This window comes from Ruegeria sp. CH11 (assembly GCF_056537105.1).
Window position 1 is genome coordinate 1 of sequence record NZ_JBQFQX010000010.1, and the last position, 26,623, is coordinate 26,623.

General features: G+C 59.5%; 24 protein-coding genes. 19 read left to right on the top strand and 5 right to left on the bottom strand.

Annotated features, from left to right (window positions below):
- Nucleotides 1-327: 327 nt before the first annotated feature.
- Nucleotides 328-2,118, bottom strand: coding sequence for a sensor domain-containing diguanylate cyclase (locus ACR0LX_RS15180; RefSeq protein ID WP_480784437.1), 1,791 nt, complete (start codon nucleotides 2,116-2,118; stop codon nucleotides 328-330).
- Nucleotides 2,119-2,298: 180 nt separating this feature from the next.
- Here ACR0LX_RS15180 and ACR0LX_RS15185 point away from each other — a divergent pair, with 180 nt between their 5' ends.
- On the top strand, nucleotides 2,299-4,821 hold the full coding sequence (locus ACR0LX_RS15185) for an ATP-dependent helicase (protein ID WP_480784438.1): 2,523 nt from the start codon (nucleotides 2,299-2,301) through the stop codon (nucleotides 4,819-4,821).
- A gap of 3 nt (nucleotides 4,822-4,824) precedes the next feature.
- Here ACR0LX_RS15185 and ACR0LX_RS15190 read toward each other — a convergent pair whose 3' ends face one another.
- Both ACR0LX_RS15190 and ACR0LX_RS15195 read right to left on the bottom strand, forming a co-directional pair.
- A complete protein-coding gene (locus ACR0LX_RS15190; protein WP_480573016.1) occupies nucleotides 4,825-5,115 on the bottom strand; it encodes a DUF1330 domain-containing protein in 291 nt (96 codons plus the stop codon).
- A gap of 375 nt (nucleotides 5,116-5,490) precedes the next feature.
- A complete protein-coding gene (locus ACR0LX_RS15195) occupies nucleotides 5,491-5,715 on the bottom strand; it encodes a DUF1127 domain-containing protein (RefSeq protein ID WP_480784439.1) in 225 nt (74 codons plus the stop codon).
- Nucleotides 5,716-6,614: 899 nt separating this feature from the next.
- Here ACR0LX_RS15195 and mraZ point away from each other — a divergent pair.
- The 9 genes from mraZ to ACR0LX_RS15240 all read left to right on the top strand — a co-directional run bounded on the left by mraZ (nucleotide 6,615) and on the right by ACR0LX_RS15240 (nucleotide 16,309).
- Nucleotides 6,615-7,118 (top strand): division/cell wall cluster transcriptional repressor MraZ, encoded by a 504-nt coding sequence (gene mraZ / locus ACR0LX_RS15200; RefSeq protein WP_480784440.1) that lies wholly within the window; start codon nucleotides 6,615-6,617, stop codon nucleotides 7,116-7,118.
- Nucleotides 7,119-7,122: 4 nt separating this feature from the next.
- A complete protein-coding gene (gene rsmH, locus ACR0LX_RS15205) occupies nucleotides 7,123-8,118 on the top strand; it encodes a 16S rRNA (cytosine(1402)-N(4))-methyltransferase RsmH (RefSeq protein WP_480784546.1) in 996 nt (331 codons plus the stop codon).
- A complete protein-coding gene (gene ftsL, locus ACR0LX_RS15210; protein ID WP_480573022.1) occupies nucleotides 8,115-8,483 on the top strand; it encodes a cell division protein FtsL in 369 nt (122 codons plus the stop codon). Before rsmH ends, ftsL begins: the two co-directional genes overlap by 4 nt.
- Complete coding sequence (locus ACR0LX_RS15215; protein WP_480784441.1) at nucleotides 8,480-10,267, top strand: peptidoglycan D,D-transpeptidase FtsI family protein; 1,788 nt, start codon at nucleotides 8,480-8,482, stop codon at nucleotides 10,265-10,267. The genes ftsL and ACR0LX_RS15215 overlap by 4 nt, the downstream gene beginning before the upstream one ends.
- A 21-nt stretch (nucleotides 10,268-10,288) precedes the next feature.
- Nucleotides 10,289-11,770: a UDP-N-acetylmuramoyl-L-alanyl-D-glutamate--2,6-diaminopimelate ligase gene (locus ACR0LX_RS15220; protein ID WP_480784442.1), complete on the top strand. Its 1,482-nt coding sequence runs from the start codon at nucleotides 10,289-10,291 to the stop codon at nucleotides 11,768-11,770.
- Entirely contained in the window at nucleotides 11,767-13,158 is a 1,392-nt protein-coding gene (locus tag ACR0LX_RS15225; RefSeq protein ID WP_480784443.1) for a UDP-N-acetylmuramoyl-tripeptide--D-alanyl-D-alanine ligase, read from the top strand. Before ACR0LX_RS15220 ends, ACR0LX_RS15225 begins: the two co-directional genes overlap by 4 nt.
- A gap of 37 nt (nucleotides 13,159-13,195) precedes the next feature.
- Nucleotides 13,196-14,278, top strand: coding sequence for a phospho-N-acetylmuramoyl-pentapeptide-transferase (mraY, locus tag ACR0LX_RS15230; RefSeq protein ID WP_170710236.1), 1,083 nt, complete (start codon nucleotides 13,196-13,198; stop codon nucleotides 14,276-14,278).
- 149 nt (nucleotides 14,279-14,427) lie between these two features.
- Nucleotides 14,428-15,843, top strand: coding sequence for a UDP-N-acetylmuramoyl-L-alanine--D-glutamate ligase (gene murD, locus ACR0LX_RS15235; RefSeq protein WP_480784444.1), 1,416 nt, complete (start codon nucleotides 14,428-14,430; stop codon nucleotides 15,841-15,843).
- Nucleotides 15,844-15,934: 91 nt separating this feature from the next.
- Nucleotides 15,935-16,309 carry a glycine zipper family protein gene (locus tag ACR0LX_RS15240; RefSeq protein WP_480573038.1) on the top strand — a complete coding sequence of 125 codons (375 nt, stop codon included), beginning with the start codon at nucleotides 15,935-15,937 and terminating at the stop codon, nucleotides 16,307-16,309.
- Here ACR0LX_RS15240 and ACR0LX_RS15245 read toward each other — a convergent pair.
- Complete coding sequence (locus ACR0LX_RS15245; protein WP_480784547.1) at nucleotides 16,306-17,484, bottom strand: BaiN/RdsA family NAD(P)/FAD-dependent oxidoreductase; 1,179 nt, start codon at nucleotides 17,482-17,484, stop codon at nucleotides 16,306-16,308. The genes ACR0LX_RS15240 and ACR0LX_RS15245 overlap by 4 nt on opposite strands.
- A gap of 245 nt (nucleotides 17,485-17,729) precedes the next feature.
- Between ACR0LX_RS15245 and ACR0LX_RS15250 the strand changes: the two genes are divergently transcribed.
- Nucleotides 17,730-18,773, top strand: coding sequence for a Hint domain-containing protein (locus tag ACR0LX_RS15250; protein ID WP_480784445.1), 1,044 nt, complete (start codon nucleotides 17,730-17,732; stop codon nucleotides 18,771-18,773).
- 27 nt (nucleotides 18,774-18,800) lie between these two features.
- Here ACR0LX_RS15250 and ACR0LX_RS15255 read toward each other — a convergent pair whose 3' ends face one another.
- Entirely contained in the window at nucleotides 18,801-19,196 is a 396-nt protein-coding gene (locus tag ACR0LX_RS15255) for a hypothetical protein (RefSeq protein ID WP_480784446.1), read from the bottom strand.
- 211 nt (nucleotides 19,197-19,407) lie between these two features.
- On the opposite strand from ACR0LX_RS15255, the gene ftsW reads away from it, so the two are divergent.
- The 8 genes from ftsW (at nucleotide 19,408) to ACR0LX_RS15295 (ending at nucleotide 26,623) form a co-directional block, all read left to right on the top strand.
- A complete protein-coding gene (gene ftsW / locus ACR0LX_RS15260; RefSeq protein WP_480784447.1) occupies nucleotides 19,408-20,571 on the top strand; it encodes a putative lipid II flippase FtsW in 1,164 nt (387 codons plus the stop codon).
- Nucleotides 20,571-21,668, top strand: a complete 1,098-nt coding sequence (locus ACR0LX_RS15265) for a UDP-N-acetylglucosamine--N-acetylmuramyl-(pentapeptide) pyrophosphoryl-undecaprenol N-acetylglucosamine transferase (protein WP_480784448.1) — start codon at nucleotides 20,571-20,573, stop codon at nucleotides 21,666-21,668. The genes ftsW and ACR0LX_RS15265 overlap by 1 nt, the downstream gene beginning before the upstream one ends.
- Nucleotides 21,665-23,074 (top strand): UDP-N-acetylmuramate--L-alanine ligase, encoded by a 1,410-nt coding sequence (gene murC / locus ACR0LX_RS15270; RefSeq protein ID WP_480784449.1) that lies wholly within the window; start codon nucleotides 21,665-21,667, stop codon nucleotides 23,072-23,074. The genes ACR0LX_RS15265 and murC overlap by 4 nt, the downstream gene beginning before the upstream one ends.
- 77 nt (nucleotides 23,075-23,151) lie before the next feature.
- Entirely contained in the window at nucleotides 23,152-23,400 is a 249-nt protein-coding gene (locus ACR0LX_RS15275; RefSeq protein ID WP_480784450.1) for a DUF2484 family protein, read from the top strand.
- Nucleotides 23,397-23,639 carry a DUF2484 family protein gene (locus tag ACR0LX_RS15280; protein ID WP_480784451.1) on the top strand — a complete coding sequence of 81 codons (243 nt, stop codon included), beginning with the start codon at nucleotides 23,397-23,399 and terminating at the stop codon, nucleotides 23,637-23,639. Before ACR0LX_RS15275 ends, ACR0LX_RS15280 begins: the two co-directional genes overlap by 4 nt.
- A gap of 39 nt (nucleotides 23,640-23,678) precedes the next feature.
- Nucleotides 23,679-24,605, top strand: coding sequence for a UDP-N-acetylmuramate dehydrogenase (gene murB / locus ACR0LX_RS15285; protein ID WP_480784452.1), 927 nt, complete (start codon nucleotides 23,679-23,681; stop codon nucleotides 24,603-24,605).
- 108 nt (nucleotides 24,606-24,713) lie between these two features.
- The gene (locus ACR0LX_RS15290; RefSeq protein WP_480573066.1) at nucleotides 24,714-25,631 is read left to right on the top strand and encodes a D-alanine--D-alanine ligase; all 918 of its coding nucleotides are present in this window, start codon (nucleotides 24,714-24,716) and stop codon (nucleotides 25,629-25,631) included.
- On the top strand, nucleotides 25,619-26,623 hold the full coding sequence (locus tag ACR0LX_RS15295; RefSeq protein WP_480573069.1) for a cell division protein FtsQ/DivIB: 1,005 nt from the start codon (nucleotides 25,619-25,621) through the stop codon (nucleotides 26,621-26,623). Before ACR0LX_RS15290 ends, ACR0LX_RS15295 begins: the two co-directional genes overlap by 13 nt.

Genomic DNA, 26,623 nt, shown 5'->3' on the forward strand with positions numbered 1-26,623 from the left:
GCATCACGCGTATGGCAATCTCGCCGCGATTGGCGATCAGGATCTTGTTGAAGTCGGTCATTGCGGGTCCCGGTCTTGGTGGTTTGGCCTTCTCATAGGCGGACAATACGCGCTGCTATATCAGTCTTTTTGACAGAACCGGCATGTTAACGCTCGCAAACGCCGCTTATATGCGCAGTATTAATACACACGCTGCACCGCAGCATCAATCACCCATGTGAATTGAACTCACGAACCGGCTTCGGGACCCGAATTAGGCTGCACGACAGGTCGTGAGAATCACTCTGGCGGCTGACGAGTTGGCGTTGCTTTGGGCGTTCGGGCCATCTAGGCTGCTGACGATCGCTTGGCGGGCTTTACCGTCGCAGAGTCGACTGCACCAGAATCCCTGAGTGCAGGCAAAGACTGCGCTGCGACCTGCACCTGATTTCGCCCACCGTCCTTTGCGGCATATAATGCGTCATCGGCTGCACGCATCAGATCCTGCGGCATTGAACCATGTGCGGGGTAATGCGCCACCCCAACCGAAATCGTGATCCGTGGCAGGGACTTTTCGCCATACCGGACCGACACAGCCTCGACCGCCTGCCGTAGCTGTTCGGCGCGTGTAACCGCTTCTTCCGGAGTGTTGTCGGGCAAGATCAGCATGAACTCCTCTCCACCGATCCGGCATGCGACCTCATCCCGGTCGCAGCCCTGTTCCAGCGCGGCACCCACCGCACGCAGAACCATGTCGCCGGCGTCATGGCCATGTGTATCGTTGAACTTCTTGAAATGATCCACATCCACCGCAACCAGGCTGAGGGCTGCTCCGGTCTGCTGGCTCCGGCCGATGGACTTTCGCAGCGATTCGGTCATGTGGCGGCGGTTGAACAAACCGGTGAGAGGGTCGCGTACCGATTGGTCATGCAACTGATCCCGCATCCGCACATTTGCGATCGCCATGCTGATCTGCTCGGCGCAGAGCTGCGCAAGCTTCTTGCTGGCATGGAATTCTTCGCAGGCGCCGTCATGGGCGCGCAGATGTAACAAACCGACGGTTTCCCCATGCGCAAGGATGGGAAAGCAGAAATAGGCCCGACCATCATGCGGCTCTGCATGTTCGCAGACAAAATCGATCTCGGAGGCGCCGAATTCATAGGTTCGACCGCGACGCAGGCCCCAGCACCCTTCAGGGTGGATATGCGATTTGTGCGTGCCGCCGTTCCAACTGGCGCAGCCGTCCAGAACGTCGCGCGAATTGGAATAGACATATACGCTGCCCTCGGCCTCGGGCAGGATGTGGGTCATGAAACGCGAGACCATATCGAACAACTCGTCCAGCGAGCGGCTGGATTGCAGCCACTCATTCAATTCACCCAGCAACCGAACCTCGCGCGCAAGGCGCAGTTGTTCATCCATCAAGTCCCGTTCTTTTGCGGACTGCCTGTGCAGGGCCAGCACCTGAAACCGGTTGGTCCGATAGGTCGCAAAGGACACTGCCCCTAGGGCGAGCAGGGCAATTCCACTCAGAACGGTCAGTGAGACCCTGAGCCGCGATATGAAAGTGGCACGCAAGTCGGAGATATCGGTGAAGAATTCGATCGCACCGATAAAGCGCCCGTTGCGGGTGACCGGCATGAAAACCTCGGCCACGTGGTGTTGCAGTGTGTTGTTGATATTGTCGGTATGCAGATCCAGCCCGTCAATTTCCGAAAGCGGGACGACCTCCTGAATGTAATGGATCATCCCTCGGGCGACGTCGCTGCGAAAAAAGTCGCGGCTTTCGACACTGCCAATCTCATCGGGGCGAGTTGACCATGTCACCTTGCCCGACGCGTCGAACAGCTTGAAGCGATAGACATCCGAGGCTTCGGGCATCGAGGACAGAAACTCGGCATCGTGCGTATCGATCAAGCCCGTCTTCAAGGCGCGCTCGGGGTTTTCCAGGTGCAGAACGACCCGTCGTTTCCAGAGTTCGGCCTGTTTCAGGATATCGGTCTGCAGCATCCTGTCGACCAGCGGGGCCGGCAACTTATAGATGCCCCAGCCGCATCCAACGGCCAGAGTTATCAGCATCACGCTGATGCCGATCCATTTCAGACGATGTTTCACGGTCCCCTGAGGTTTCTGTTTCATACCCTACGCTCCCACAGCAATGAGACGATCATGGCGGCCTGGTTTTTACAGGTGGTTAATGGCACCGTGGCAGTTCTGCTCGGTTTGTTTAGAATTGGCGGGAACCCAGCGCGAAATTCTGCGCGAACAAGCCGTGAACAAACCCTTTCCCTTCGCGCCCATCCGGCGTAGTTTGGAACCATGAGCAGTTTTGACGAAATGGACGCCTTCGAGGGCGCATCGCTGTCGGCGCGGGCGATGGCGCGGTTCTCGCAAGAGAAGGGTTTGTATAAGAAGGGTCTCAACCCCGACCAAGAAAAGGCAGTCGATAAAGTTGACGGCCCCCTCTTGATTTTGGCCGGTGCAGGTACCGGAAAAACAAGGACGTTGATGGCGCGGGTTGCACATCTCATAGAACAGCACAACGTAAAAGCGTATGAGATTTTGGCGGTTACGTTCACCAACAAAGCTGCACAAGAAATGCAGGTTCGATTGGAGAAGACCCCTTATTCGCTCCAAGAACCTGTTAAGTGGCTGGGTACGTTTCACTCAATCAGCGCGAAGTTGCTCCGACGTCACGCTGAACTGGTTGACCTTAAGCCTAATTTCACCATCTTGGACACCGACGATCAAATTCGGCTGATTAAACAGCTATTGAAGGTCAATAATATTGATGAAAAGCGCTGGCCGCCGAGGCACTTGGCTGGAGTTATTGAAGATTGGAAAAACCGCGCTTTGACGCCCGATAAGGTGCCCGCATTGGACGCGGGGGCCTTTGACCATAAGGGTATTGAACTTTACGCCCAGTATCAGACTCGCCTGCGTGAGTTGAACGCGGTGGATTTCGGTGACTTGCTTCTACACATGGTGACGATTTTTCAAAGCCACCATGATGTGCTTGAGAAGTACCAGCGCCGGTTTCGTTATATTCTCGTGGATGAGTATCAGGATACCAATGTGGCCCAATATCTGTGGTTGCGATTGCTATCACAGAATCACAAGAATATCTGCTGTGTTGGCGACGACGACCAGTCGATCTATGGCTGGCGCGGGGCCGATGTTACCAACATTTTGCGTTTCAAAGAGAATTTTCCAGGCGCTGAAGTTGTGCGGCTGGAACAGAATTACCGCTCGACCCCGCATATTCTGGCCGCCGCCTCGAACGTTATTCGCGGTAATGAAAACCGGCTGGGCAAAGAGCTTTGGACGGCGGAGAAAGAGGGTGAAAAGGTTCGTCTGATCGGCCATTGGGACGGCGAGGAAGAGGCGCGCTGGATCGGCGAGGAAATCGACGCCATGCAGGGCGGTACACGGGGTGTGCGGCCGATGAACCTCGATGAGATGGCTATCCTTGTGCGTGCCTCGCACCAGATGCGCGCGTTTGAGGATCGGTTTCTGACCATCGGTCTGCCTTACAAGGTGATCGGCGGCCCTCGGTTCTATGAGCGGATGGAGATTCGCGACGCGATGGCCTATTTCCGGCTGGTAGTCAGCCCCGAGGATGATCTCGCCTTTGAGCGGATCGTGAACACACCCAAACGCGGCCTCGGCGACAAGGCGCAGCAGACGATTCAGATGACGGCGCGGGAACATGGGGTGTCGCTGGTAGAAGGCGCTCGGATTGTCGTTGAAGAAAAACTGATCGGCGCGAGAGGTGTCAAAGCGCTGCGCGAACTAATCGACGGGTTGGCAAGGTGGAATGCCGTCGTCGGGACGAGGCGAACTGCGTCAACCTCACGGCAAAACGCTGCCCCACCCAGTGCAAGAAAACGTGTGGCCCGGCCTCTTGGCGCGGAAGAATACGATGCCTCGTATCGGCAGCATGAGTACGAAGGGCACACTGAATACGAAGATGAAGTGGTCGAGCCGATAGTCGAACCCTTTGAGGAAAGCCAAACTAGCAATTACGACCATATAGAACTGGCGCAGATCGTGTTGGACGAATCCGGCTACACTGCCCATTGGCAGAACGAAAAGACGCCCGAAGCGCCGGGAAGATTGGAGAACCTTAAGGAACTGGTTAACCAGCTGGATAATTTCGAGAACCTGCAGGGGTTTCTGGAACATGTCAGTCTGGTGATGGATAACGAGCAGGAAACCGATGGGGCCAAGGTCTCGATCATGACCCTGCACGCGGCGAAAGGGCTGGAGTTTCCCGCCGTGTTCCTGCCGGGATGGGAAGACGGATTGTTCCCCTCGCAGCGGTCGATGGACGAGCAGGGGCTCAAGGGTCTCGAAGAAGAACGACGGCTGGCCTATGTGGGAATCACCCGCGCCGAGGAGGTCTGTACCATTTCCTTCGCAGCCAACCGGCGGGTGTTCGGGCAGTGGCAAAACGCGATGCCGTCGCGGTTCATTGACGAGTTGCCCGAGGATCATGTCGAGGTTCTGACACCTCCGGGTCTTTACGGCGGTGGGCAGGTTTCGGCCAGTATCGAAACCCGCGCGGCCGAGGCGAATGTCTATAACTCTCCGGGCTGGAGGCGATTGCAGGCGCGGCAGGGGCAGTATGGGATGTCTCAGCCGAAAGAAAGCCGGAATACAGTGATTGATGCGACCGCCGTGGCCAGTTTCACGCTGGGCGAACGGGTGTTTCACCAGAAATTCGGGTACGGCGCGGTGATCGGCATCGAAGGCGACAAAGTCGAGGTCGATTTTGACAAGGCAGGTGTGAAAAAGGTGGTCTCACGCTTTCTGACTGCCAAGGACGACGTGCCGTTCTGACGCCTACAACCCTTCGACAAGCACAAGATTCGCCGTCGCGGTTTTTTGCCTGATCCGGGCCAACTCGGCATAGTCGGGGTCGTCCTTCCATGCTCTGGCGGCGGCCATGTCCGGAAATTCCATCAGCACGATCCCGTCTTCAGCCCAACTGCCTTCGACAATCTCGACGGGTTTCGAGGAAACGGTCAGCAGGCGCCCGCCATGCCGGTCGAAAATTGGCATGAAACCTTCAAGATATTCTTGGTAACCATCCGGATCATGAATGGAAATCTGGGCGATGAAATAGGCGGCCATGGGATGCTCCTGATGAACTCGTTCACGACCCAAGCTTACAACGTATGCGGAAAAACGAAAAACGGCGGTTCCCAGGGAGGAGGAAGGGGAACCGCCGTTCTTTTCAACACCAGGGTAGGGAGGAGGAGAACCCCGATGTATCCGAACCCGGGTTTGAACCCGGTATGAAGAAGTCGCGGCGACGTCAGGGAGGAGAAGGACGTCGCCGCGCGCTTTCTACATCAAGGCAGGGAGGAGGAGAGCCCTGATGTATCTGCTTCCGGCGTTCTGGGCCGGTATAAACTGCGGCAACGTCAGGGAGGAGGAGAGACGTTGCCGCTGAAATACAGGTCCGAAAGGGAGGAGTACGGACCTGATCTCGGTGTTCTGACGCGCTTAGCGCGCTGTCTGTTCTTCTGCCGCCTGCAAGGCCAACCGGCGGATCATCGAGCGATTCAAGCCCAGATCTGCCAACTCGCGGTTGGACAGCGCGGACAGTTCGTTGACCGTTTGGCGGTACATGCGATAGCGCACGAACCGGGTCGTGACTGATTCAAACAACGCGGCAATTCCGACTGCCGGGGCGCTCTTTGAAGCTGCGTTTGTGGTTGCGACTGCCATATTCGTATTCCGTATTTGATCTTTTGCCGGAACGTTCCGGCGTTTGCTTGAGACTGAAAATAGGCAAATGCTGCAGCTGCACAATAGCCCACGTCGTCAATGCTGCTATGCGGCGAACGCATGGATTGCCTTGAACACTTCGGATCAAGCCATGTTTGCCATGAAAACAAGGGGCTTCCGGTGCGATTTCGATGCCTCTAAACCTCTATCCGATTGCGCGCGCGACAATGACGTCAGGGCAATTCGGTGGCGCTGGCCTTGAATTGAGGGAAGCCGGACCCGGCGCTGCGCGAACAGTCTCATTGATGCTGAGCGGGAGGCAGAATCTCTTCATGGGAATTCATGGGCCGGGGCAGAATTCAAGCTGAGGGCGTCAGATTTCGGGTGATTTAACTCAGGTTTAGGTCGTTAGAACTTGAAAAGCTCTGTAATTTCCCAGGGCGCATGAAGTTTTTTCGGGAATTCATGGGCGCATTTTAGGTCATACATCTAGTGGTCGTTCTGTTTGCGCCGCCAAATTGTGGTGCAATTTCCGCCGATTCTCAGTATTTTCTAGATTTTTGAGCCCGGTCATCAGATGGTGGTGTTTAAATTTCCTATTGATTTCCATGAATTCCCATGTCATCCCTTATACATCCGATGAGGACGAGGCGTAGGGGCACCAAACGACCCCGAACCAAAAATATAAGAACAGGTTTCATACAGGCATCTCGCTTTCATCACTCAACAGATCCGGCGCGCGGGCGAGCAGACATCCCCCCAGGTGGCGCGCGCAGCTGGACATCCCGCAAAGCGGGTCAATGCGGCGGGTTGGTCAGTGGCAGCAGATCAACCCGCCGTTTTTCATCCGGGGGGGATACGAATTTTGAGGTGGGGCGCAAGCGAAAGGGACAGTCGTCTTGGCGCGCAGGTTTAGAGGTGAAAGCCACCATAAGGTGGACACGAAGGGCAGGGTATCGATCCCGGCCTCGTTTCGCCGTGTGCTTGAAGCCTCCGATCCCAACTGGCAACCTGGTGACAATCCAGAGCTGGTGATTGTCTATGGCGACCACCGCCGGAAATATCTTGAATGCTATACGATGGAGGCAATCGACGAGGTCGATGCCAAGATTGATGCCCTGCCGCGTGGCTCGATGCAGCGCCGGATGCTGCAGCGCCTGTTCCACGGTCAGTCCTTCCCGACCAACGTAGATGAGACGGGCCGTCTTGTGCTGCCTGCAAAGCTGCGCAACAAGATCGACCTCGAGAATGAGGCGTTCTTTATCGCCGCCGGTGACACATTCCAGATCTGGAAACCCGAAACGTACGAGGCCGAGGAATTGGCCACGACCGAGGAATGGCTGGACGATCTGCCCGAGGATTTCGATCCGATGCAGTATCTCGATGGCATCGGGGATGGGTGACGGCATGGCCGGCGCTCAGACTTCTGCGGACAAACCTCATATCCCTGTTCTTCTGCGCCCGTTGCTGGCTGCCGTGGCGCCGGTGTCAGGTGTCTGGCTGGATGGCACCTTCGGCGCAGGCGGTTATACCCGTGGCCTGCTTGAAGCCGGGGCCGAGAATGTTATCGGCGTGGATCGCGATCCGCTGGCCTTTGAAATGGCCGCAAGCTGGGCCGGGGAATACGGCGATCGGCTGGTGATGCAGCCGGGTGTGTTCTCTCGGATGGATGAATATGCGCAAGATCTTGACGGCGTCGTTCTGGACCTGGGTGTCTCGTCCATGCAACTGGATCAAGCCGAGCGCGGCTTTTCCTTCATGAAAGACGGCCCGCTTGATATGCGCATGAGTCAGCAGGGCGAAAGTGCTGCCGATCTGGTCAATACGGCCACCGAGGCGCAACTGGCCGATATCCTGTTTCATTTCGGCGAGGAGCGTGCCAGCCGTCGGATCGCGAAGGCCATCGTAAAGGCGCGGGCGGAAGAACCGATCGAAACGACACTGCGTCTTGTCGAGATCATTGAATCTTGTCTGCCACGCCCAAAGCCGGGTCAATCGCATCCGGCGACACGTAGCTTTCAAGGGCTGCGCATTGCGGTGAACGCCGAGTACGAAGAGCTGTTTCAGGGCCTCATGGCGGCCGAGCGCGCGCTGAAACCAGGCGGGCAACTGGCCGTTGTGACATTTCACTCGATCGAGGACCGGATGGTCAAACGGTTCCTACAGTCGCGCGCAGGCAAAACCGGCCGCGCCAATCGCTATGCGCCTGAGATGCAGGAAGATCAGCCTCAATTCACGTTAAAAACGCGCAAGGCCGTTGGGCCAGATGACCAGGAGTTGCAGGAAAACCCTCGTGCGCGCTCGGCCAAGCTGCGCGTGGCGGTGCGAACGGATGCGCCGGCGGGGGAAGAAATTGAGGCCCGTGCCATTGGCATGCCGCAACTGGGGGGGAGGGCAAGATGAAGAGTGTTTTATATGTGTTGACTGCCTTGGCCGTGTTCGGACTGGCCCTCTGGGCCTATCAGGAAAACTATCGAACCCAGCAAGTGCTTAAGGAAACGCAGTCGTTGCAGCAGAAAATCGGCAATGCGCAGGCGCGGTTGGCTGTGTTGAATGCGGAATGGGCCTATCTCAACCGTCCGGATCGTCTGCGTGAATTGGCAGATCTGAATTTCGAACGGCTGGGTCTGCTGCCGCTGCGCGCCGAACAGTTCGGGCGCGCGGATAGAATCGCCTATGGCGAGGACCCCGATCTTCCGATCGTCAGCCCTGACGAATTGCAGGCGATCACGGAAATTCAGTCGCTGGGCGAGGTGCAGATCCCATGACACGCACCCCGCTTCGACCTCTGGCCCGCGTTCTGGACGCCCGCGCTCGTGGTGAGAACCCCAAGGCGATTGAGCGCGAGAACATCCGTCAACGCCACGAGGACATGAAAGACCGCGCCCGCGCCCGGGCTGAGGGTCGCTTGCTGGTGCTGGGGCTGTTCTTTTTCTGTGCGTTTGCGGTGGTGGGCGTGCGTATGGGCATGTTGGCCACGTCCGAGGCGCAAGAGCCTTTGGCCACCGCCCAAGGTGCAACCATCGCGATGCAGCGCGCCAATATCGTGGATCGTGAGGGGCGCATTCTGGCCACCAACCTGGATACCTATTCGGTCTATGCCCAGCCCCCGTTGATGATCGATCCAACCGCGGCCGCTGATCAACTGGTGGCGATCTTCCCGGATCTGGACCGTGAACGGCTGATCAAGGACTTTACTGGCGACCGCAAGTTTTTGTGGATCAAAAAGCGGATCTCGCCAGAACAAAAGCAAGCGGTTCATGATATCGGCGACCCCGGTATTCTGTTTGGCCCGCGCGAGATGCGGCTTTATCCGAATGGCAAGCTGGCCGCGCATATTCTGGGCGGCTCGGGATTCGGGCGCGAGGGTGTCAGCGCCGCCGAAGTGATCGGAGTTGCAGGTGTCGAGAAGCAGTTCGACAATTATTTGCGCGACCCGGCCAACGGCAACAAGCCGCTGCAATTGTCGCTGGACCTGACGGTGCAGGCTGCGGTCGAGCAGGTGCTTTATGGCGGTATGAAGATCATGAACGCCAAAGGCGCGTCGGCGGTTCTGATGAATGCCCATACGGGCGAGGTAATCTCGGCCGCGTCGCTTCCGTCTTTCGATCCCAACGACAGACCGCGTCCACCAACCACCGGGTTCGACCCTTCGGATAGCCCGCTGTTCAACCGCTATGTGCAGGGCGTGTACGAGCTGGGGTCGGTCTTCAAGATTTTCACCGCCGCGCAGGCGGTGCAGCTTGGATTGGTCAACTCGAATACGATCATCGATACGTCCGGCCCGATGAAGATCGGCCGGTTTCCGATTGGCGAATTCAACGGCAAGAACTATGGCAAGATCAGCGTGGCCGATGTGATCGTCCACAGTTCGAACCGGGGTACCGGACGTTTGGCACTGCAAATTGGTGCGCAACGGCAACAGGATTTTCTGGAAACGCTGGGCATGTTCGAACCCACCCCGTTCGAGATCGTCGAAGCCAAGGGTGGACAGCCGCTCAAACCCAAAAAATGGGGTGAGTTGAGCACGGTCACTATTTCCTATGGTCACGGCCTCTCGACCAGCCCGATGCATTTGGCGGCGGGCTATGCGGCGATTGCAAATGGTGGGCATTATGTCAGCCCGACCATCCTGCGCAAAAATGGCCCGCAATATGGCCCGCGCGTCTTGTCGGACTCCGCCGCAAGCCAGGCCCAAAAGATGTTGCGCAAGGTTGTCACTGACGGCACCGCCAGCTTTGGTGACGTCGCGGGGTACGATGTTGCGGGCAAGACAGGCACTGCCGACAAGCCCAAACCCCGGGGTGGGTATTATGACGAGAAGGTAATCGCCACCTTCGCGACGATTTTCCCGGCCTATGATCCGAAATACGTGATGATCGTGACGCTGGATGAGCCTTCGATCGTGGCCTATGGCGAAAAGCGCCGTACCGCAGGGTGGACCGCCGTGCCGGTGGCGGCGGAATTGATCGGTCGGGTCGCCCCGCTTTTGGGCCTGCGTCCCCGGCTTGAGCCTGAGGCGGGCGCTGCTATAACGCTGACCTCGAATTAGGCTGTCCAATAGAGGTGGGTCATGGGCGCAAGGACAAAGAAACTCAGCCAATTGGCCCTGACAGCGCGCGGTGGTGCGAATCCCGATATCAATGGGCTGGCTGTGGACAGCCGCGAGGTTAAGGATGGCTATCTGTTTGCGGCCTTGCCCGGAACGCGGGTTCATGGCGGTGAGTTCATCCAATTCGCCCTGCGCATGGGGGCCGCTGCGATTCTGACCGACGCCGAGGGGGCGGAGATAGCGGCCAAGGAACTCGCCGCCTCCGACGCCGCCCTGATCGTGACCGAAGATCCGCGTCAGGCGCTTGCCGGGGCTGCCGCGCTTTGGTTCGGGGCGCAACCGCAGACCATCGTGGCCGTTACCGGCACCAACGGCAAAACATCCATCGCCACATTCGTGCGCCAAATCTGGTCCGAGCTTGGCCATGCCGCCATCAATCTTGGCACCACCGGTGTCGAAGGCGCATGGACCGCGCCGCTGGCCCATACCACACCGGAACCGATCACCCTGCATCGCGCTCTGGCCGAGGCTGCCGAAAATGGCGTAACCCATGCCGCGATGGAGGCGTCGTCGCACGGGCTCGAGCAGCGCCGCCTGGACGGAGTGCATCTGACAGCCGCCGGTTTCTCGAACTTCACACAGGACCATCTGGACTATCACGAAACATTCGAGGCGTATTTCAACGCCAAGGCCGGGCTGTTCGACCGGGTGCTGCCGCAGGACGGAACGGCGGTGATCAACCTCAGCGATCCCAAGGGCGCGCAGGTGCAGGACATTGCCGTGGCGCGGGGCCAATCCGTTCTGACCGTCGGGGCCGAGGGCGCAGACCTTTGCCTTTTGAATCAACGCTTTGATGCGACGGGGCAGGATCTGCGTTTCTCATTCCAGGGCAAGACCCATCAAACTCGCCTGAACCTGATCGGAGGGTTTCAGGCCGAAAACATCCTGCTGGCCTGCGGTCTGGTCATTGCCGCCGGAGAAGATGCCGACCGGGTGTTCGAGACCCTGCCGCATCTGACAACCGTACGCGGGCGGATGCAACTGGCCGCCACCCGGGAAAACGGCGCGACGGTGTTTGTCGATTACGCCCACACCCCGGATGCCGTTTCCACCGCTCTGAAAGCGATGCGCCCGCATGTCATGGGTCGTCTGATTGCCATCGTCGGCGCTGGTGGGGACCGCGATGCCACCAAGCGCCCGCTGATGGGGCAGGCTGCCGCTGACAATGCGGATGTGGTGTTCGTCACCGATGACAACCCCCGCAGCGAAGACCCCGCCACCATCCGCGCCGCCGTCATGCTGGGCGCTCCCGAGGCGACCGAGGTTGGCGACAGGGCCGAGGCCATCCTGCGCGGCATCGACGCCCTGCAACCCGGCGATGCGCTGCTGATCGCGGGCAAAGGGCACGAAACCGGCCAGATCGTCGGTGATCAGGTGCTGCCCTTCGACGACGCCGAGCAGGCCAGTATCAGCGTCGCCGCGCTGGATGGGAGGGTCGCATGACCCTCTGGACTGCATCCGAGGCCGCCGTGGCCACCGGTGGGCGTGCGACGACAGACTGGCAAGCCGACGGCGTGTCCATCGACACCCGCACCTTGCAGCCCGGCGACCTCTTTGTGGCGCTCAAGGCCGTGCGCGACGGGCATGAGTTCGTCGCTCAGGCTTTGGAAAAAGGGGCAGGGGCCGCGCTGGTGTCGCATATCCCCGATGGTGTCGACGACACCGCACCGCTTTTGATCGTGGACGATGTGCAGACAGCACTCGAAGCTCTGGGTCAGGCCGCACGTACGCGCACATCCGCTCAGGTTGTTGGCGTGACCGGCAGCGTCGGCAAGACCTCAACCAAGGAAATGCTGGCGACGATCCTGGAAACCCAAGGCAAGACCCACGCCAGCGTCGCCAGCTATAACAATCATTGGGGCGTCCCGCTAACGCTGGCCCGAATGCCGCGCGATACCGAATTTGCGGTGATCGAGATCGGCATGAACCACCCCGGAGAGATCGCCCCGCTCGCCCGTCAGACCCGCCCGCATGTGGCGCTGGTTACAACCGTCGCGGCGGTTCATCTTGAAGCGTTCGACTCGGTCTCCGGAATCGCCGCCGAGAAAGGTGCGATTTTCGACGGTCTGACCGAGGGCGGCACCGCCATCGTGAATGCCGATATCGAACACACCGGTATCTTGCGCCAATGCGCGACGCAAAACGGCGCGCGGATTGTGGATTTTGGCCGGAATGCTTCGGATTACGTACTGACCGAAGTGGAACCGCAGGCCAACGCGATCCACGCGCAGGCCATGATTGCCAGCCAACCCGCCGCTTTCGACGTCGACTCGGCAGGAACCCATTTCGCCATGAACGCGCTGGGTGCCTTGGCGGCTTGTGCGGCGATGGGCGTCGACACGGACGCGGCCATCAAAGGGCTGGGCCGGTGGTCTCCGGTCAAAGGGCGCGGCGTGCGCGTGGTGATTGACCTTGCAAACGGCGGCAGGATCGAACTGCTGGATGACAGCTATAACGCCAACCCAACCTCGATGGAGGCGGCGCTTGACGTGCTTGCGGCCGCGCAAGCCACGCGCCGCATCGCGTTTCTGGGCGATATGAAGGAACTGGGCGCGCAGGAACAGGCGATGCACGCCGCGATGGCCGATGTCACCGCGATGGCGCGTGTCGATCAGGTGCATTGCATCGGCCCGCTGATGCAGGCGCTGCATGAGGTGTTGCCACAAGACAAACGCGGACTGTGGTTCGAGACGAGCGCCGAAATGGCCGCCCACCTGCCGGATCTGATCCGCGACGGAGACGCCGTTCTGGCCAAGGGATCGCTGAGCATGGCGCTGGCGGGCATTGTTGACGGCCTGCGAGAAATGGGGCAAGGGGGCGCGCTTGATTGAACGCGCGCCGTGACCTCTGTGTGAGAAAGGTATTGGTATGCTCTATTGGTTGACCGCACTGTCGGACGGAGGGGACTTTTTCAACCTCTTTCGCTACATCACGTTCCGCGCTGGCGGCGCGTTTCTGACGGCGCTGGTCTTTGGGTTTATCTTTGGCAAACCCCTGATCAACGTGCTGCGCCGCAAGCAGGGCAAGGGCCAACCGATCCGTGATGACGGGCCCGAGGGGCATCTGAACAAGGCCGGAACCCCCACCATGGGCGGGCTGCTGATCGTCGGCGCGCTGGTGACATCAACCCTGATCTGGGCGCGCTGGGACAATCCGTTTGTATGGATGGTCCTGTTTGTGACACTGGCATATGCAGCGATTGGCTTTGCCGACGACTACGCCAAGGTGTCGAAACAAAACACCAAAGGCGTGTCCAGCAAGATGCGGTTGGCTCTGGGTGTGCTGATCGCGGTTCTGGCCGCGCTTTGGGCAACGTTGCATCACCCGGCTGATCTGCAGAACCAGTTGGCGCTGCCGGTGTTCAAGGACACTCTGATCAATCTGGGCCTGTTCTATATCCCATTCGCCATCGTGGTCATTGTGGGTTCGGCAAATGCAGTGAACCTGACCGATGGTCTGGACGGTTTGGCCATCATGCCGGCAATGATTGCGGCCACAACGCTGGGTATCATTGCCTATGCGGTCGGGCGCGTCGACTTCACCGAATATCTCGACGTGCATTATGTGCCGGGGACCGGAGAGATCCTGATCTTTACGGCAGCCCTTTTTGGCGGCGGGCTTGGTTTCCTTTGGTACAACGCCCCTCCTGCGGCGGTGTTCATGGGCGATACCGGATCGCTCGCGCTGGGCGGCGCATTGGGGGCCATCGCCGTTGCCACCAAGCACGAGCTGGTTCTCGCGGTAGTCGGCGGTCTGTTCGTGGTTGAGGCGCTGAGTGTGATCATTCAGGTTCTTTACTTCAAACGTACTGGCAAGCGCGTATTCCTGATGGCGCCGATCCATCACCATTATGAGAAGAAGGGTTGGGCCGAGCCGACGATTGTGATCCGGTTCTGGATCATCTCTCTGATCCTGGCGATGATCGGTCTGGCAACGCTGAAAGTCCGGTAGCTCTCCCGCCAGGTTCGGAGGGCCTTCGGCCCGCCTGCACCTGTTGGGTCCGGCTCGCGCGCAGGCGCGCGAGCCTGATCGCGCCCTTGCCTTTCGGTTTTCCTTGGGTGCAGTGTGCGCGTGGAATTCACGTCAGGAAGGTATGCGGCATGATCCCGGTCAAAGGGTTTTCTGGGCAGAAAGTTGCGGTATTGGGATTGGGTCGTTCCGGTCTGGCTACGGCGCGGGCACTGCGCGCAGGCGGGGCGGAGACAGTTTGCTGGGATGACAACCCAGCGGCGCGTGAAACGGCCGAGGCCGAAGGGTTTTCCTGCACGGAGCTGAAACGCCAGGGCGCGATGGAGGATGTCGCATCGTTGATCGTTTCGCCCGGGATTCCGCATCTTTATCCTGAGCCGAACCCTGTCGTGCTGGCGGCGCTGGAGGCGGGCGTGCCCGTCGACAATGACATTGGCCTCTTCTTTCGCAGCTTTGCCGGCCAGGATTGGGGCCGGTTCGAAACCCCGCCCCGTGTTATTGCTGTGACCGGGTCGAACGGGAAATCAACCACGGCGGCGCTGATTCATCATATTCTGACCGAGGCTGGGCGGGACTCGCAGCTTGCCGGGAACATTGGTCGTGGGGTTCTGGATATTGATCCCGGCGGTGACGGTTCTGTCGTTGTTCTTGAGCTCAGCAGCTATCAGACCGAACTTGCGCGGGCACTGACACCTGATATCGCGGTCTTTACCAACCTGTCGCCCGACCATCTGGACCGGCATGGAGGTATGGGTGGCTATTTCGCTGCCAAGCGACGCTTGTTTGCCGAGGGGGGACCGGACCGAGCCATCATCGGCGTTGACGAGGACGAAGGCGCCTTTTTGGCAGGACAGCTGGCCGAAGGTCCCGCCGATGACCGTGTTATCCGCGTCTCTGTTGAACGCAAGCTAACTGGCCCGGGATGGCAGGTCTTTGCACGTAAGGGGTTTCTGTCGGAATACCGCAAGGGGCGGCAGGCGGCTTCGATCGACCTGCGCGGCATTAAGGGGTTGCCCGGCGCGCATAATCACCAAAATGCCTGCTCTGCTTATGCGGCCTGCCGTGCGCTGGGGCTGGCTCCGAAATTGATTGAATCCGCACTGCACAGTTTTCCGGGCCTGCCACATCGCAGCCAGATCATCGCCGAGGCTGACGGGGTCACTTACGTCAACGACTCGAAGGCGACCAATGTGGACAGCGCCGTTAAAGCTCTGCGTGCCTTCCAAAGCATTCGATGGATTTGCGGAGGGCTTGAGAAAGAGGGCGGGCTGGCCGCCGTGAACGACGCCTCGGACCATGTACTGAAAGCCTATGTGATCGGGCGCGAGGCCGCGCGTTTTGCCATGCAGTTGGACGCGGAAACCGTGGTCTGCACCACGATGGCAGACGCCGTCGCGCAGGCGATGGCTGACGCGCAATCAGGCGAGACGATTCTGCTGGCACCGGCGGCGGCCAGTTTCGATCAATATGACAGTTTCGAAAAACGCGGTGAGGATTTCGAGGCCGAGGTTCGCAAGTGGCTGTCAGAGGCCAGCGGTTGCAAATGACCGCCGGTTCGGTCAGGCTCTGACCCTATCAGCTTGACGCGCCATTGCTTTTGGTTTTGCCTGCCGAAAATTTCACTACGAGGTTATGAATATGCCATACCGTAAGTTTGCCCTGATCCTTCCTGCCCTCTTTGTGGTAGGAGCTTGCACCAACACCGGTGCGAACTATCAGCCCGTGATTGATGGCCCCGTTGGCCCGAACTACAACAACGACCTGCTGCAATGCCAGCAGCTTGCCGCATCGCAGGCGAGCGTTGACGGCTCAACGGCAGGCAACGCCGCAATCGGTGCGGCGGGTGCGGCTGCGGTCACTGGAATCGTACAGGACAGCAGCGACAATCTGGGCCGCGCAGCGGTTGCAGGTGCGCTTGTCGGTGCTGGCGCGGACGTGATCAATAAGAATCAGAACAAGGAAGTCATCGTGCGCAATTGCATGCGCGGACGCGGCTATAACGTCGTCGGCTAACCACCTGCGATGGCGGTTCCAGCGGCGTGGCCTGACGACCACGCCCATTGAAAATTGTAGCCGCCCAGCCAGCCGGTGACATCCACCGCTTCGCCAATGACATAAAGGCCAGGGACATCCCTGGCCTCCATTGTTTTTGACGAAAGCCCATCGGTCGAGATGCCGCCGAGTGTCACCTCGGCCGTGCGATACCCTTCGGTGCCCGAGGGGGTCAGGTGCCAGTTGGACAGGGCGGAAACCAGTTCACTCAACGCGTCGTCGGATTGATCGGCCAAATTGCTATGCATCGGGATCTGATGGCTCAGATACTCGACCAGCCGAGCAGGCAAATGCCTGGCCAGTTCCGTTTTCAGGGCCTTACGACCACCGCTCTGGCGCTGATCACGCAGCAGATCATGCAGGTTGAGATCAGGGATCAGATTGACGCTGATATCCTCGCCCTCGCGCCAGTACGAGGACAGCTGCAAAACCGACGGACCGCTGAGACCGCGATGGGTGAACAGCAGTGCTTCGTCAAAGCTGGTGCGGTCATTCGAGAGGCGCACGGGCAGGGAAACCCCGGACAGATCCTTGAATTTGCCATCCGAGAAGGTGAACGGAACCAGCGCCGCGCGCGTGTCCGTGACACTCAGGCCAAACTGGCGAGAAATATCATAAGCCAGCCCGGTCGCGCCCATTTTGGGTATCGACTTGCCGCCCGTTGCCAGGACCAGATTGGCGCAAGACAGGCTCAGCCGCTGCCCTTCGCGATCGACGTCCAACGCAAATCCGGCTTCGGTCCGGCGCAGTTCTTTCACATCGGTCTGAACCCATAACTCTGCCCCGGCGCGCGCCATTTCGGTCAACAGCATCTGGATGATCTGTTTTGAGGACCCGTCGCAGAAGAGCTGCCCCAGAGTCTTTTCGTGCCACGCGATACCGTGACGCCCAACAAGATCGACAAAGTCCCATTGAGTGTAGCGCGCCAGCGCGGATTTACAGAAATGCGGGTTCTGCGACAGGAAGTTCTGCGCGCTCGCGTACATATTGGTAAAATTGCAACGCCCGCCACCCGAGATACGGATTTTTTCGCCAGCAGCCTTTGCGTGGTCGATCACCAGCACACGCCCGCCGCAATGGGCGGCGCACATCATGCCCGCAGCACCTGCGCCCAGTATGATGGTGTCATAGGTCATGCGAAGCCCATGGCGCGGTTTGCGCTCGATGGCAAGTCGAAGCTGCCCGTGCAGGGTCTGCCCATCCAGAGTTCTGCCAAGCCACACGCGATCTCTTGCCGGTGGCATGTATTCTTTGGATGTATCACGGCCACAGTTATGCGCGTGCATATCATCGATAGTTGACCGGTTCCGGCAACATTTCTATCAATCTCCAACCCTGACGCTAGGGAAGGGGCACTTTAGTCTGGCGGAGTCTCACCTGAATGCCGACTACGATTTATGGTGCATTTCGCAGCAACAGTACTCTGACGGACGCGGGTGCTTCGTCGACGGTTGTCGGGTCTGTTTTTGAAATCTCGTCATATAGCCAGATCACCATCGAGGATGGTGCAGACGGAACAGTGTTCGACGGTGATAGCAGTTCGAACGAAACCGCCAATGACCCCACCCAGACGTTTAACGACGAGATCATTTTCTGGGATTTCACGGTTTCGGTGACGGACGGCACGAATACCTATCAGATCGCCCTTTTCGACTATGACCTTGACGGTGACGGAAACTCGATTGGCGTGGATTCCGAAGATGGGTATTTCATGGCGTTTATCGGCCCGATTCCGCCGCTTGATACGCCGCTCGAGATTACGGCCATCATCGACAACGGGCCGAATATTGACGTCGACACCGTTGTGCCGTGTTTCGTTTCCGGTACAGCAATCCTGACGCCTGATGGCAGTCGACCGATCGAGACGCTAAGCGTTGGCGACACCGTCATCACATTGGACAACGGCCCGCAGGTGATCCGATGGATCGGATCCCGGACGCTCGATTGCATTGATCTTGCGATAAAGCCAAAGCTGCGCCCGATCAGGTTCGCGCCTGGGTCGCTTGGCAAGGGATTGCCCGAGCACGAGTTGTTTGTGTCCCGGCAGCATCGGATGCTGGTGCGGTCTCCGATCGTTGCCAGAATGTTTGCCAAGAACGAGGTGCTGATCGCCGCACATAAGCTTGTGGGTCTGCCGGGTATCACAGTGGGCGATGACGTAGAAGCGGTCACCTACCACCATATGCTATTCGACCGGCATGAGGTCGTCTTTGCCGAAGGCGCGCCATCAGAAAGCCTGTTTACCGGACCCGAAGCATTGAAAGCCGTCGGAGAGGCGGCAATTGCCGAGATCAATACCCTGTTCCCGGAGCTTCTGGCGGACGATTACGTGCCGCAGTTGGCTCGACTTGTTCCGGCAAAGGGCCGAAAGGTGCGTTCTCTTGTTGCGCGGCACAAGAAGAACGGAAAACCGCTTTTGTCCTGAATTGCGAGCCGGACAGCTCGGCTGAAATCAATTGGGCGTATCCGCAAAGGGCTCGGCGACGATCTGGTGGTCGTCCTCATAGACGACGTATCCGACGCGATCGGTGCGCAGGGTTTCGATGATATAACCGTTTTCCGCCAGCAAAGCGATCAACTCATAGGATTTGTCCAGCGCCTCTGATGCGCCGGGTTTGAACCAGCTCAACCCTTTGGTTTCGCGATGGAATGCACCCTTGGACTTGGTGCTGTTGAAGCGCGTCGGAGTAGGCAAATGTACGCGAAACCAGTCCAGCAGGTCCTCGAGACGCGCATAGGAATATTGGTCCAGCGTTTCCAGATCGCGAAGATCGTAGGCGGCGCAGAAAAATCCGCTGCGGGCTGCCATGCCGGCAACGGCGTCCTGACACACAAACCTGACATACATTACCTGATGACTTCCGCATTCATTGTCTGACGTTCAGTAAGCTATTCGCTCGTCCAAAGTGTCAATTGCGGTAAGGTCTGCGCGTTTCGCAACGCGTGCGCGAAATCCCCCCGCACCCGTCATTCCGCTAGCCCAAATGCAAATTTCCCTGTAGAGTCTCAATCAGACCCCGAAAACGGGGCGTTAACGAGGCAGATAGTGGCGGTATCTCATGACTGAGATGGTGTATGGCGCGGTCCAGAACCAGCGCGGCGAACCGATTCTTCCAAAGTGGTGGCGAACGATTGATCGCTGGAGCATGTCCTGCGTTCTGATCCTGTTTGTCATCGGGTTGTTGCTGGGGCTGGCCTCTTCCCCGCCGCTGGCAGGGCGCAACGGGTTTGATCCGTTCCACTATGTCGAACGGCAGGCGCTTTTCGGTGGACTGGCTCTGGTTGCGATGCTGCTGACCTCAATGATGTCCCCCATTTTGGTGCGGCGCCTGGCGGTGCTGGGGTTTCTGGGGGCCTTCGTGGCGCTGGCATTCCTGCCGGTATTCGGCACTGATTTCGGCAAGGGTGCGGTTCGGTGGTATTCGCTGGGCTTTGCCTCGCTACAACCATCCGAGTTCCTTAAGCCGGGTTTCGTGGTCGTGGCCGCTTGGCTATTGGCCGCTTCGCAAGAAATCAACGGTCCGCCGGGGCGGCTGTGGTCCTTTGCTTTGTGCATGGCCATTGTTGGCATGCTGGTGATGCAGCCCGATTTCGGTCAGGCCTGCCTGATCCTGTTTGGCTGGGGCGTGATGTATTTTGTGGCCGGCGCACCCATGTTGTTACTGGTCGGGATGGCTGGTGTCGTTGTCTTGGGCGGGATGTTTGCCTATTCGAACTCAGAGCATTTCGCACGCCGGATCGACGGCTTCCTCAACCAAGAGGTCGATCCGACCACTCAGCTTGGCTATGCGACCAACGCTATCCGCGAAGGCGGCCTGTTCGGTGTTGGTGTTGGCGAAGGACAGGTGAAATGGTCTCTGCCTGACGCGCATACGGATTTCATCATCGCCGTGGCCGCCGAGGAATATGGCCTGATCCTGGTGCTGATCATCATTGCGCTCTATTCGATCATCGTTGTGCGTTCGCTGCTGCGTCTGATGCGCGAACGCGACGTTTTCATCCGTCTGGCTGGCAGCGGTCTGGCGTGCATGTTCGGTGTTCAGGCAATGATCAACATGGGCGTTGCGGTCCGCCTGCTGCCCGCCAAAGGCATGACGCTGCCATTTGTCAGCTATGGCGGATCCTCTCTGATCGCGGGTGGTATTGCTGTCGGCATGCTGCTGGCCTTCACCCGTAGCCGCCCGCAGGGCGGGCTTGGCGAAATTCTGCGCGGACGAGGCTGATGGGCAAACCCTACCTTCTGATCGCGGCTGGCGGCACCGGGGGGCATATGTTCCCGGCGCAGGCTCTGGCCGAGGCGATGCTGCACAAAGGCTGGCGGGTACGCCTGTCCACCGACCCGCGTGGTGCGCGCTATACCGGAGCCTTCCCCGAAGGTGTAGACATCGTTCAGGCCTCCTCGGCAACTTTCGCCCGTGGCGGCCTCGCGGCCAAGGTGCTGGTCGGGCCCAAGATCGCAGCTGGTGTCACAGGAATGGCCGCGCAGATGATGCGCGACAAGCCGGACGTGGTGGTGGGCTTTGGTGGGTATCCTTCGATTCCGGCTTTGGGCGCAGCGACGCTGTTGAAGATTCCGCGCATGATCCACGAACAGAACGGAGTTTTGGGCCGCGTTAACAAGGTGTTTGCCACCCGCGTGGCGCATGTGGCCTGCGGTGTCTGGCCAACCGATCTGCCGGAAGGCGCGCAAGGCATTCACACTGGAAACCCGGTCCGCGCCGCCGTGTTGGACCGCGCCGCCGCGCCTTACATTCCGCCCGGAGATTACCCGATGTCCGTCCTTGTGATGGGCGGCTCTCAGGGCGCGCGTATCCTCAGCGACATGGTGCCGGGGGCAATTGCAGCGCTGCCCGAACACCTGCGCGGCTTCATCCGCGTCGCGCATCAGGCCCGTGATGAGGACGCAGAAAGGGTCAATGCGTTTTACGCCGACCACGGCATCCGTGCAGACGTTCAATCCTTCTTCGATGACGTCCCTCGGCGCATGTCTGATGCACAGCTTGTCATTTCACGTTCCGGGGCCTCGAGCGTGGCGGACATCTCGGTCATCGGGCGACCGTCGATCCTGATCCCGTTTGCCGCCGCCGCAGGCGATCACCAGACTGCCAATGCGCGCGGACTGGTTCAGGCCGGTGGTGCGATCATGATCCCCGAAAATGCCCTTGACGTTCCCGCGTTGACCGAGCAAATGACCACGGTTCTCACCAACCCCGAAGCCGCACAACATATGGCCCATGCCGCGCTATCGGTTGGGGCGCCGGACGCAACCGAGCGTCTGACAGCCCTTGTCGAGCAACTGGCGCAGAAGGAGACCTCATGAATCCAGCAACCAAACTGCCGCAGGACGTTGGGCCGATCCACTTTGTCGGCATCGGCGGAATCGGGATGTCAGGCATCGCCGAGGTGCTTCTGAACCTGGGCTACCGTGTCCAAGGCTCGGACCTGAAGGCGTCAAAGATCACCGACCGTCTGGCCGCGTTGGGGGCCGAGATTTTCGAAGGCCAGCGTGCCGAGAACTTGAAGAACGCTGCCGTTGTCGTGGTTTCGACTGCGATCAAACCGGGCAACCCGGAACTGGACGAGGCGCGTGCGCAAGGTCTGCCGGTGGTGCGCCGCGCCGATATGCTGGCCGAGCTGATGCGCCTGCGCTCGAACATCGCGATCGCGGGAACCCACGGCAAGACCACCACCACCACCATGATGGCCGAATTGATGGTGGCCGGTGATTTCGATCCAACCGTCATCAATGGCGGCATCATCCACGCCTATGGCTCGAATGCCCGCATGGGGCAGGGCGAATGGATGGTGGTCGAGGCCGACGAGAGCGACGGTTCCTTCAACCGCCTGCCCGCGACGATTGCTATCGTCACCAATATCGACCCCGAGCATATGGAGCATTGGGGTGACTTCGACACGTTGCGCGACGGCTTTTACGAGTTCGTCTCGAACCTGCCCTTCTACGGACTGGCCGTCTGCTGTACCGACCACGCCGAGGTGCAGACGCTGGTAGGGCGTATCTCGGACCGCCGTGTGCGCACCTATGGGTTCAACGCGCAAGCTGATGTGCGGGCCGAGAACCTGACCTATAAAGGCGGCATCGCGCATTTCGACATTCACCTGCAATACGAAGACAAGGTAATCGAGGGCTGCACCCTGCCGATGCCCGGTGACCACAATGTCTCGAACGCGCTGAGCGCTGTGGCCGTGGCCCGCCATCTGGGCATGAAAGCCAGCGAAATCCGCGATGCGCTGGCCAATTTTGGCGGCGTCAACCGCCGCTTTACCAAGGTCGGCGAAGTTGATGGGGTGACCATTATCGACGATTACGGCCACCACCCCGTTGAAATCGCCGCAGTCCTGAAAGCAGCCCGTCAGGCGACCGAGGGGCGGGTGATCGCCGTCCACCAGCCGCACCGCTTTTCCCGCCTGTCCGATCTGTTCGACGATTTCTGCACCTGTTTCAACGACGCCGACGTCGTTGCCATCGCCGAGGTCTTTGCCGCAGGTGAAGACCCGATCGAAGGGGCCGACCGCGACGCTTTGGTGCAAGGGCTGATCCGTCACGGCCACCGCCACGCGCGCGCCATTCTGGACGAAGGCGACCTAGAACGCCTTGTCCGCGAACAGGCCCGCCCCGGTGACATGGTCGTGTGTTTGGGGGCCGGTACGATCAGCGCTTGGGCCAACGGGTTGCCGGAAAGATTGCAAAGGAAAGTGGCTGTTTGACGCGGCCACTCAACAGGGCGTGACGCCCTGATGCTCGAAACCATATTTTAGCCGCAATGACGGTGTCAGAAGCGCATATGTATTTGTCCGTCGTCCTGTCCGCCCTTTGGGTCATCTGCGCTACAATCGTGGCCATGCTGCCGATGCGCTTGCAGTTTCCGCCGGGCATCACCCTGCTGATCTGCGCACCTGTGCTGATCGTCTGGCTGGGATATGATTTTGGATGGTTCATCGCAGTCCTCGCACTCGGAGGATTCGTGTCAATGTTCCGAAACCCGATCCGCTACTATTGGCGTAAATGGACCGGGCGCGAGGTGCAGGAATGAGCTGGTCTATCGCCTTGGCCGGGTTGTGGGGATTGATCGCCAATGTGCTGGCGATGATCCCCAGTAAAGACAACCACTGGACCCGAGCCTATGTCCTGATCGCCGTGGGCGTGCCCATTCTGGGCTATGTCACCTACGAAAACGGCCCCTGGATCGGGCTGGTCGTGCTGGCGGCCGGCATGTCTGTCCTGCGTTGGCCGGTGATTTACTTGGGGCGGTGGTTGCGCAAACGTGTTTGAGACCTTGCCATGTTTCCTCAAATCCGCGATCTAGCCCCCATGGACACCCTTCCTATCCCTCGCGGCAAACTAACCGAAAATCGTTCCCTGAACGACCTGACGTGGCTCCGCGTCGGGGGTCCGGCGGATTATCTGTTTCAACCGGCTGACACCGAAGATTTGCAGACTTTCCTACGCGACTTGCCTGCCAATTTCGCGGTGTTCCCCATCGGCGTCGGCTCGAACCTCATTGTGCGCGATGGGGGGCTGCGCGCCGTTGTGATCCGGCTTGGGCGCGGGTTTAACGGGATATCTGTTGAAGGCAATTCCGTCACCGCAGGGGCCGCCGCGCTGGACGCCCATGTTGCGCGCAAGGCGGCAGATGCAGGCGTCGACCTGACATTTCTGCGCACAATTCCGGGCTCTGTCGGTGGAGCCGTGCGGATGAATGCGGGCTGCTATGGCAGCTACACCGCAGACGTTCTGCAAAAGGCCACCATCGTCACACGAGGCGGAGAGATCAAAGACCTCTCACCCCAAGACCTCAACTTCCGCTATCGCCAGTCCGATGTGCCCGAAGGCGCGGTGCTGATCTCGGCTACGTTCCAAGGACCCAGTGGCGACCCCGCCGCGCTGCATGCCCGCATGGAAGCGCAACTTAAGAAACGTGACGAGACCCAACCTACCAAGGACCGCAGCGCCGGGTCGACCTTCCGAAACCCCGCTGGGTTCTCGTCGACCGGCAAGGCAGACGATACCCATGACCTCAAGGCGTGGAAAGTGATCGACGATGCCGGGATGCGCGGTGCGACAAAGGGCGGTGCCCAGATGAGCCCGAAGCACTCGAATTTCCTGATCAACACCGGCCACGCCACCGCCGCAGACCTCGAAGGTCTGGGTGAAGATGTGCGAAAAAAGGTTTACGAAACAAGCGGCATCACGCTAGAGTGGGAAATCATGCGGGTCGGCGATCCGCTGAAAGAATAAAGCCCCGACCGTCAGACCAAAACAGGCAAATTCAGGCGACGGATCAAAGGCATAAACGCAGTACGGACCACCACATAAGGTCCGGGGACATTGAGGCGCACATTGGGTATGTCGAGCAGGACAAACCCCAAAGTGGCGGTATTGATGGGCGGCCCCTCGGCTGAACGCGAGGTGTCTCTCAGCTCTGGGCGCGAATGCGCGGCCGCCCTTGTGGGAGAAGGCTTTGAAGTGGTCGAGCTGGACGCAGGTCCCGACCTCTATGCGCGCCTTTTGGACATCAAGCCGGATGTGGTTTTCAACGCCCTGCATGGCCGTTGGGGCGAAGATGGCTGTGTGCAGGGCCTGCTGGAATGGGTGCGCATTCCCTACACGCATTCCGGCGTTCTGGCCTCGGCTTTGGCGATGGACAAGCAGCGCAGCAAAGAGGTCTATCAGGCCGAGGGCCTGCCCATTGTGCCCAGCGTGATCGTGCCCAAGATTGAGGTGGTCGAGGTCCACGTGATGGAGCCGCCCTATGTGGCCAAGCCCAACAACGAGGGTTCCAGCGTCGGCATCTATATCGTCCACGAGAACGCCAACGGCCCGCCGCAGCTGTCCGAGGACATGCCCGAGCACATCATGGTCGAGAAATACGTGGCAGGCCGCGAACTGACCGTGACAGTGATGGGCGACCGCGCATTGACCGTGACCGAGATCATGACCGATGGCGGCTGGTACGACTACGACGCCAAGTACAAACCCGGCGGATCGTGGCACGTGCTACCGGCAGACATCCCGCAGGATATCTTTGACCGCTGCATGGACTACGCGCTGAAGGCCCACAATGCGCTGGGATGCAAAGGCGTCAGCCGAACCGATTATCGCTGGGATGACAGTCTTGGTGCGGACGGGTTGTTCCTGCTGGAAACCAACACGCAGCCGGGAATGACCCCGACCTCGCTTGTGCCGGAACAGGCCGCGCATATTGGCATGACCTTCGGCCAGCTCTGCGCCTGGATGGTGGAGGACGCCTCATGCGACCGCTGACCGCCACCCGCGCACCGGTTATTCACCGGACCAAAGCCGTTGCGGGGCCGGATGCGGATTTCGCTTCTGCGCCACGACCCGAGCCAAGGCCCGAGCCCAAACTGCGCCTACGCGGCGCGCGGCTATTTGGCCGATCGCGCCTGTCCGATCCCGCGCCATCGCGCCTCAGCTACCGCCTTCAGCGCTGGATGCTGACGCCAGGCATTCGGCGCGGACTGAGGATTGGCTTGCCGGTGCTCGCGGTCCTCGGCGCTGTCGGCGGCTATTTTGCTTCGGAAGACCGCCGTGAGGCGGTCAGCACCTATATCGCAAGCATCAAGACCTCAATTCAGGAACGGCCGGAATTCATGGTCAATCTGATGGCGATCGATGGGGCAGGGACAGGGCTATCCGAGGATATCCGCGAAGTCGTGCCGTTGGATTTCCCTCTCAGTTCCTGGGATCTGGACGTCGAGCGAATCCGCGACACGATCACCGGGCTTGATCCGGTAAAATCGGCGACCGTACGTATTCGCCCCGGCGGCATCCTTCAGGTGGATGTGGTAGAGCGCCAGCCGGTCATCGTCTGGCGGAACCGTGACGGGATCGAACTGCTGGACGAAACCGGTGCCCATGTGGATCAGATCGCCGCGCGCGCCAATCACGCCGAATTGCCTCTGATCGCGGGAAGGGGGGCGGACCGGCACGTGCCCGAAGCGTTGGAAATCCTGACAACGGCGCGCAGCCTGGGTGAGCGCGTGCGTGGCCTTGTCCGAGTTGGCGAGCGGCGTTGGGACCTGGTTCTGGACCGCAGCCAGCGCATCATGCTGCCGACCGAACGCCCGGTGCGGGCGTTGGAGCATGTTCTCGCAGTCAACGAAGTGCAGGACCTGCTTGAACGCGATGTTGCCGCGGTGGACATGCGACTCGGGCAACGACCGACAATCAGAATGAACAAAACCGCCAGTGACATCTGGTGGAACACAAAAGTTACAGCAAGTGACGGGCAGTAA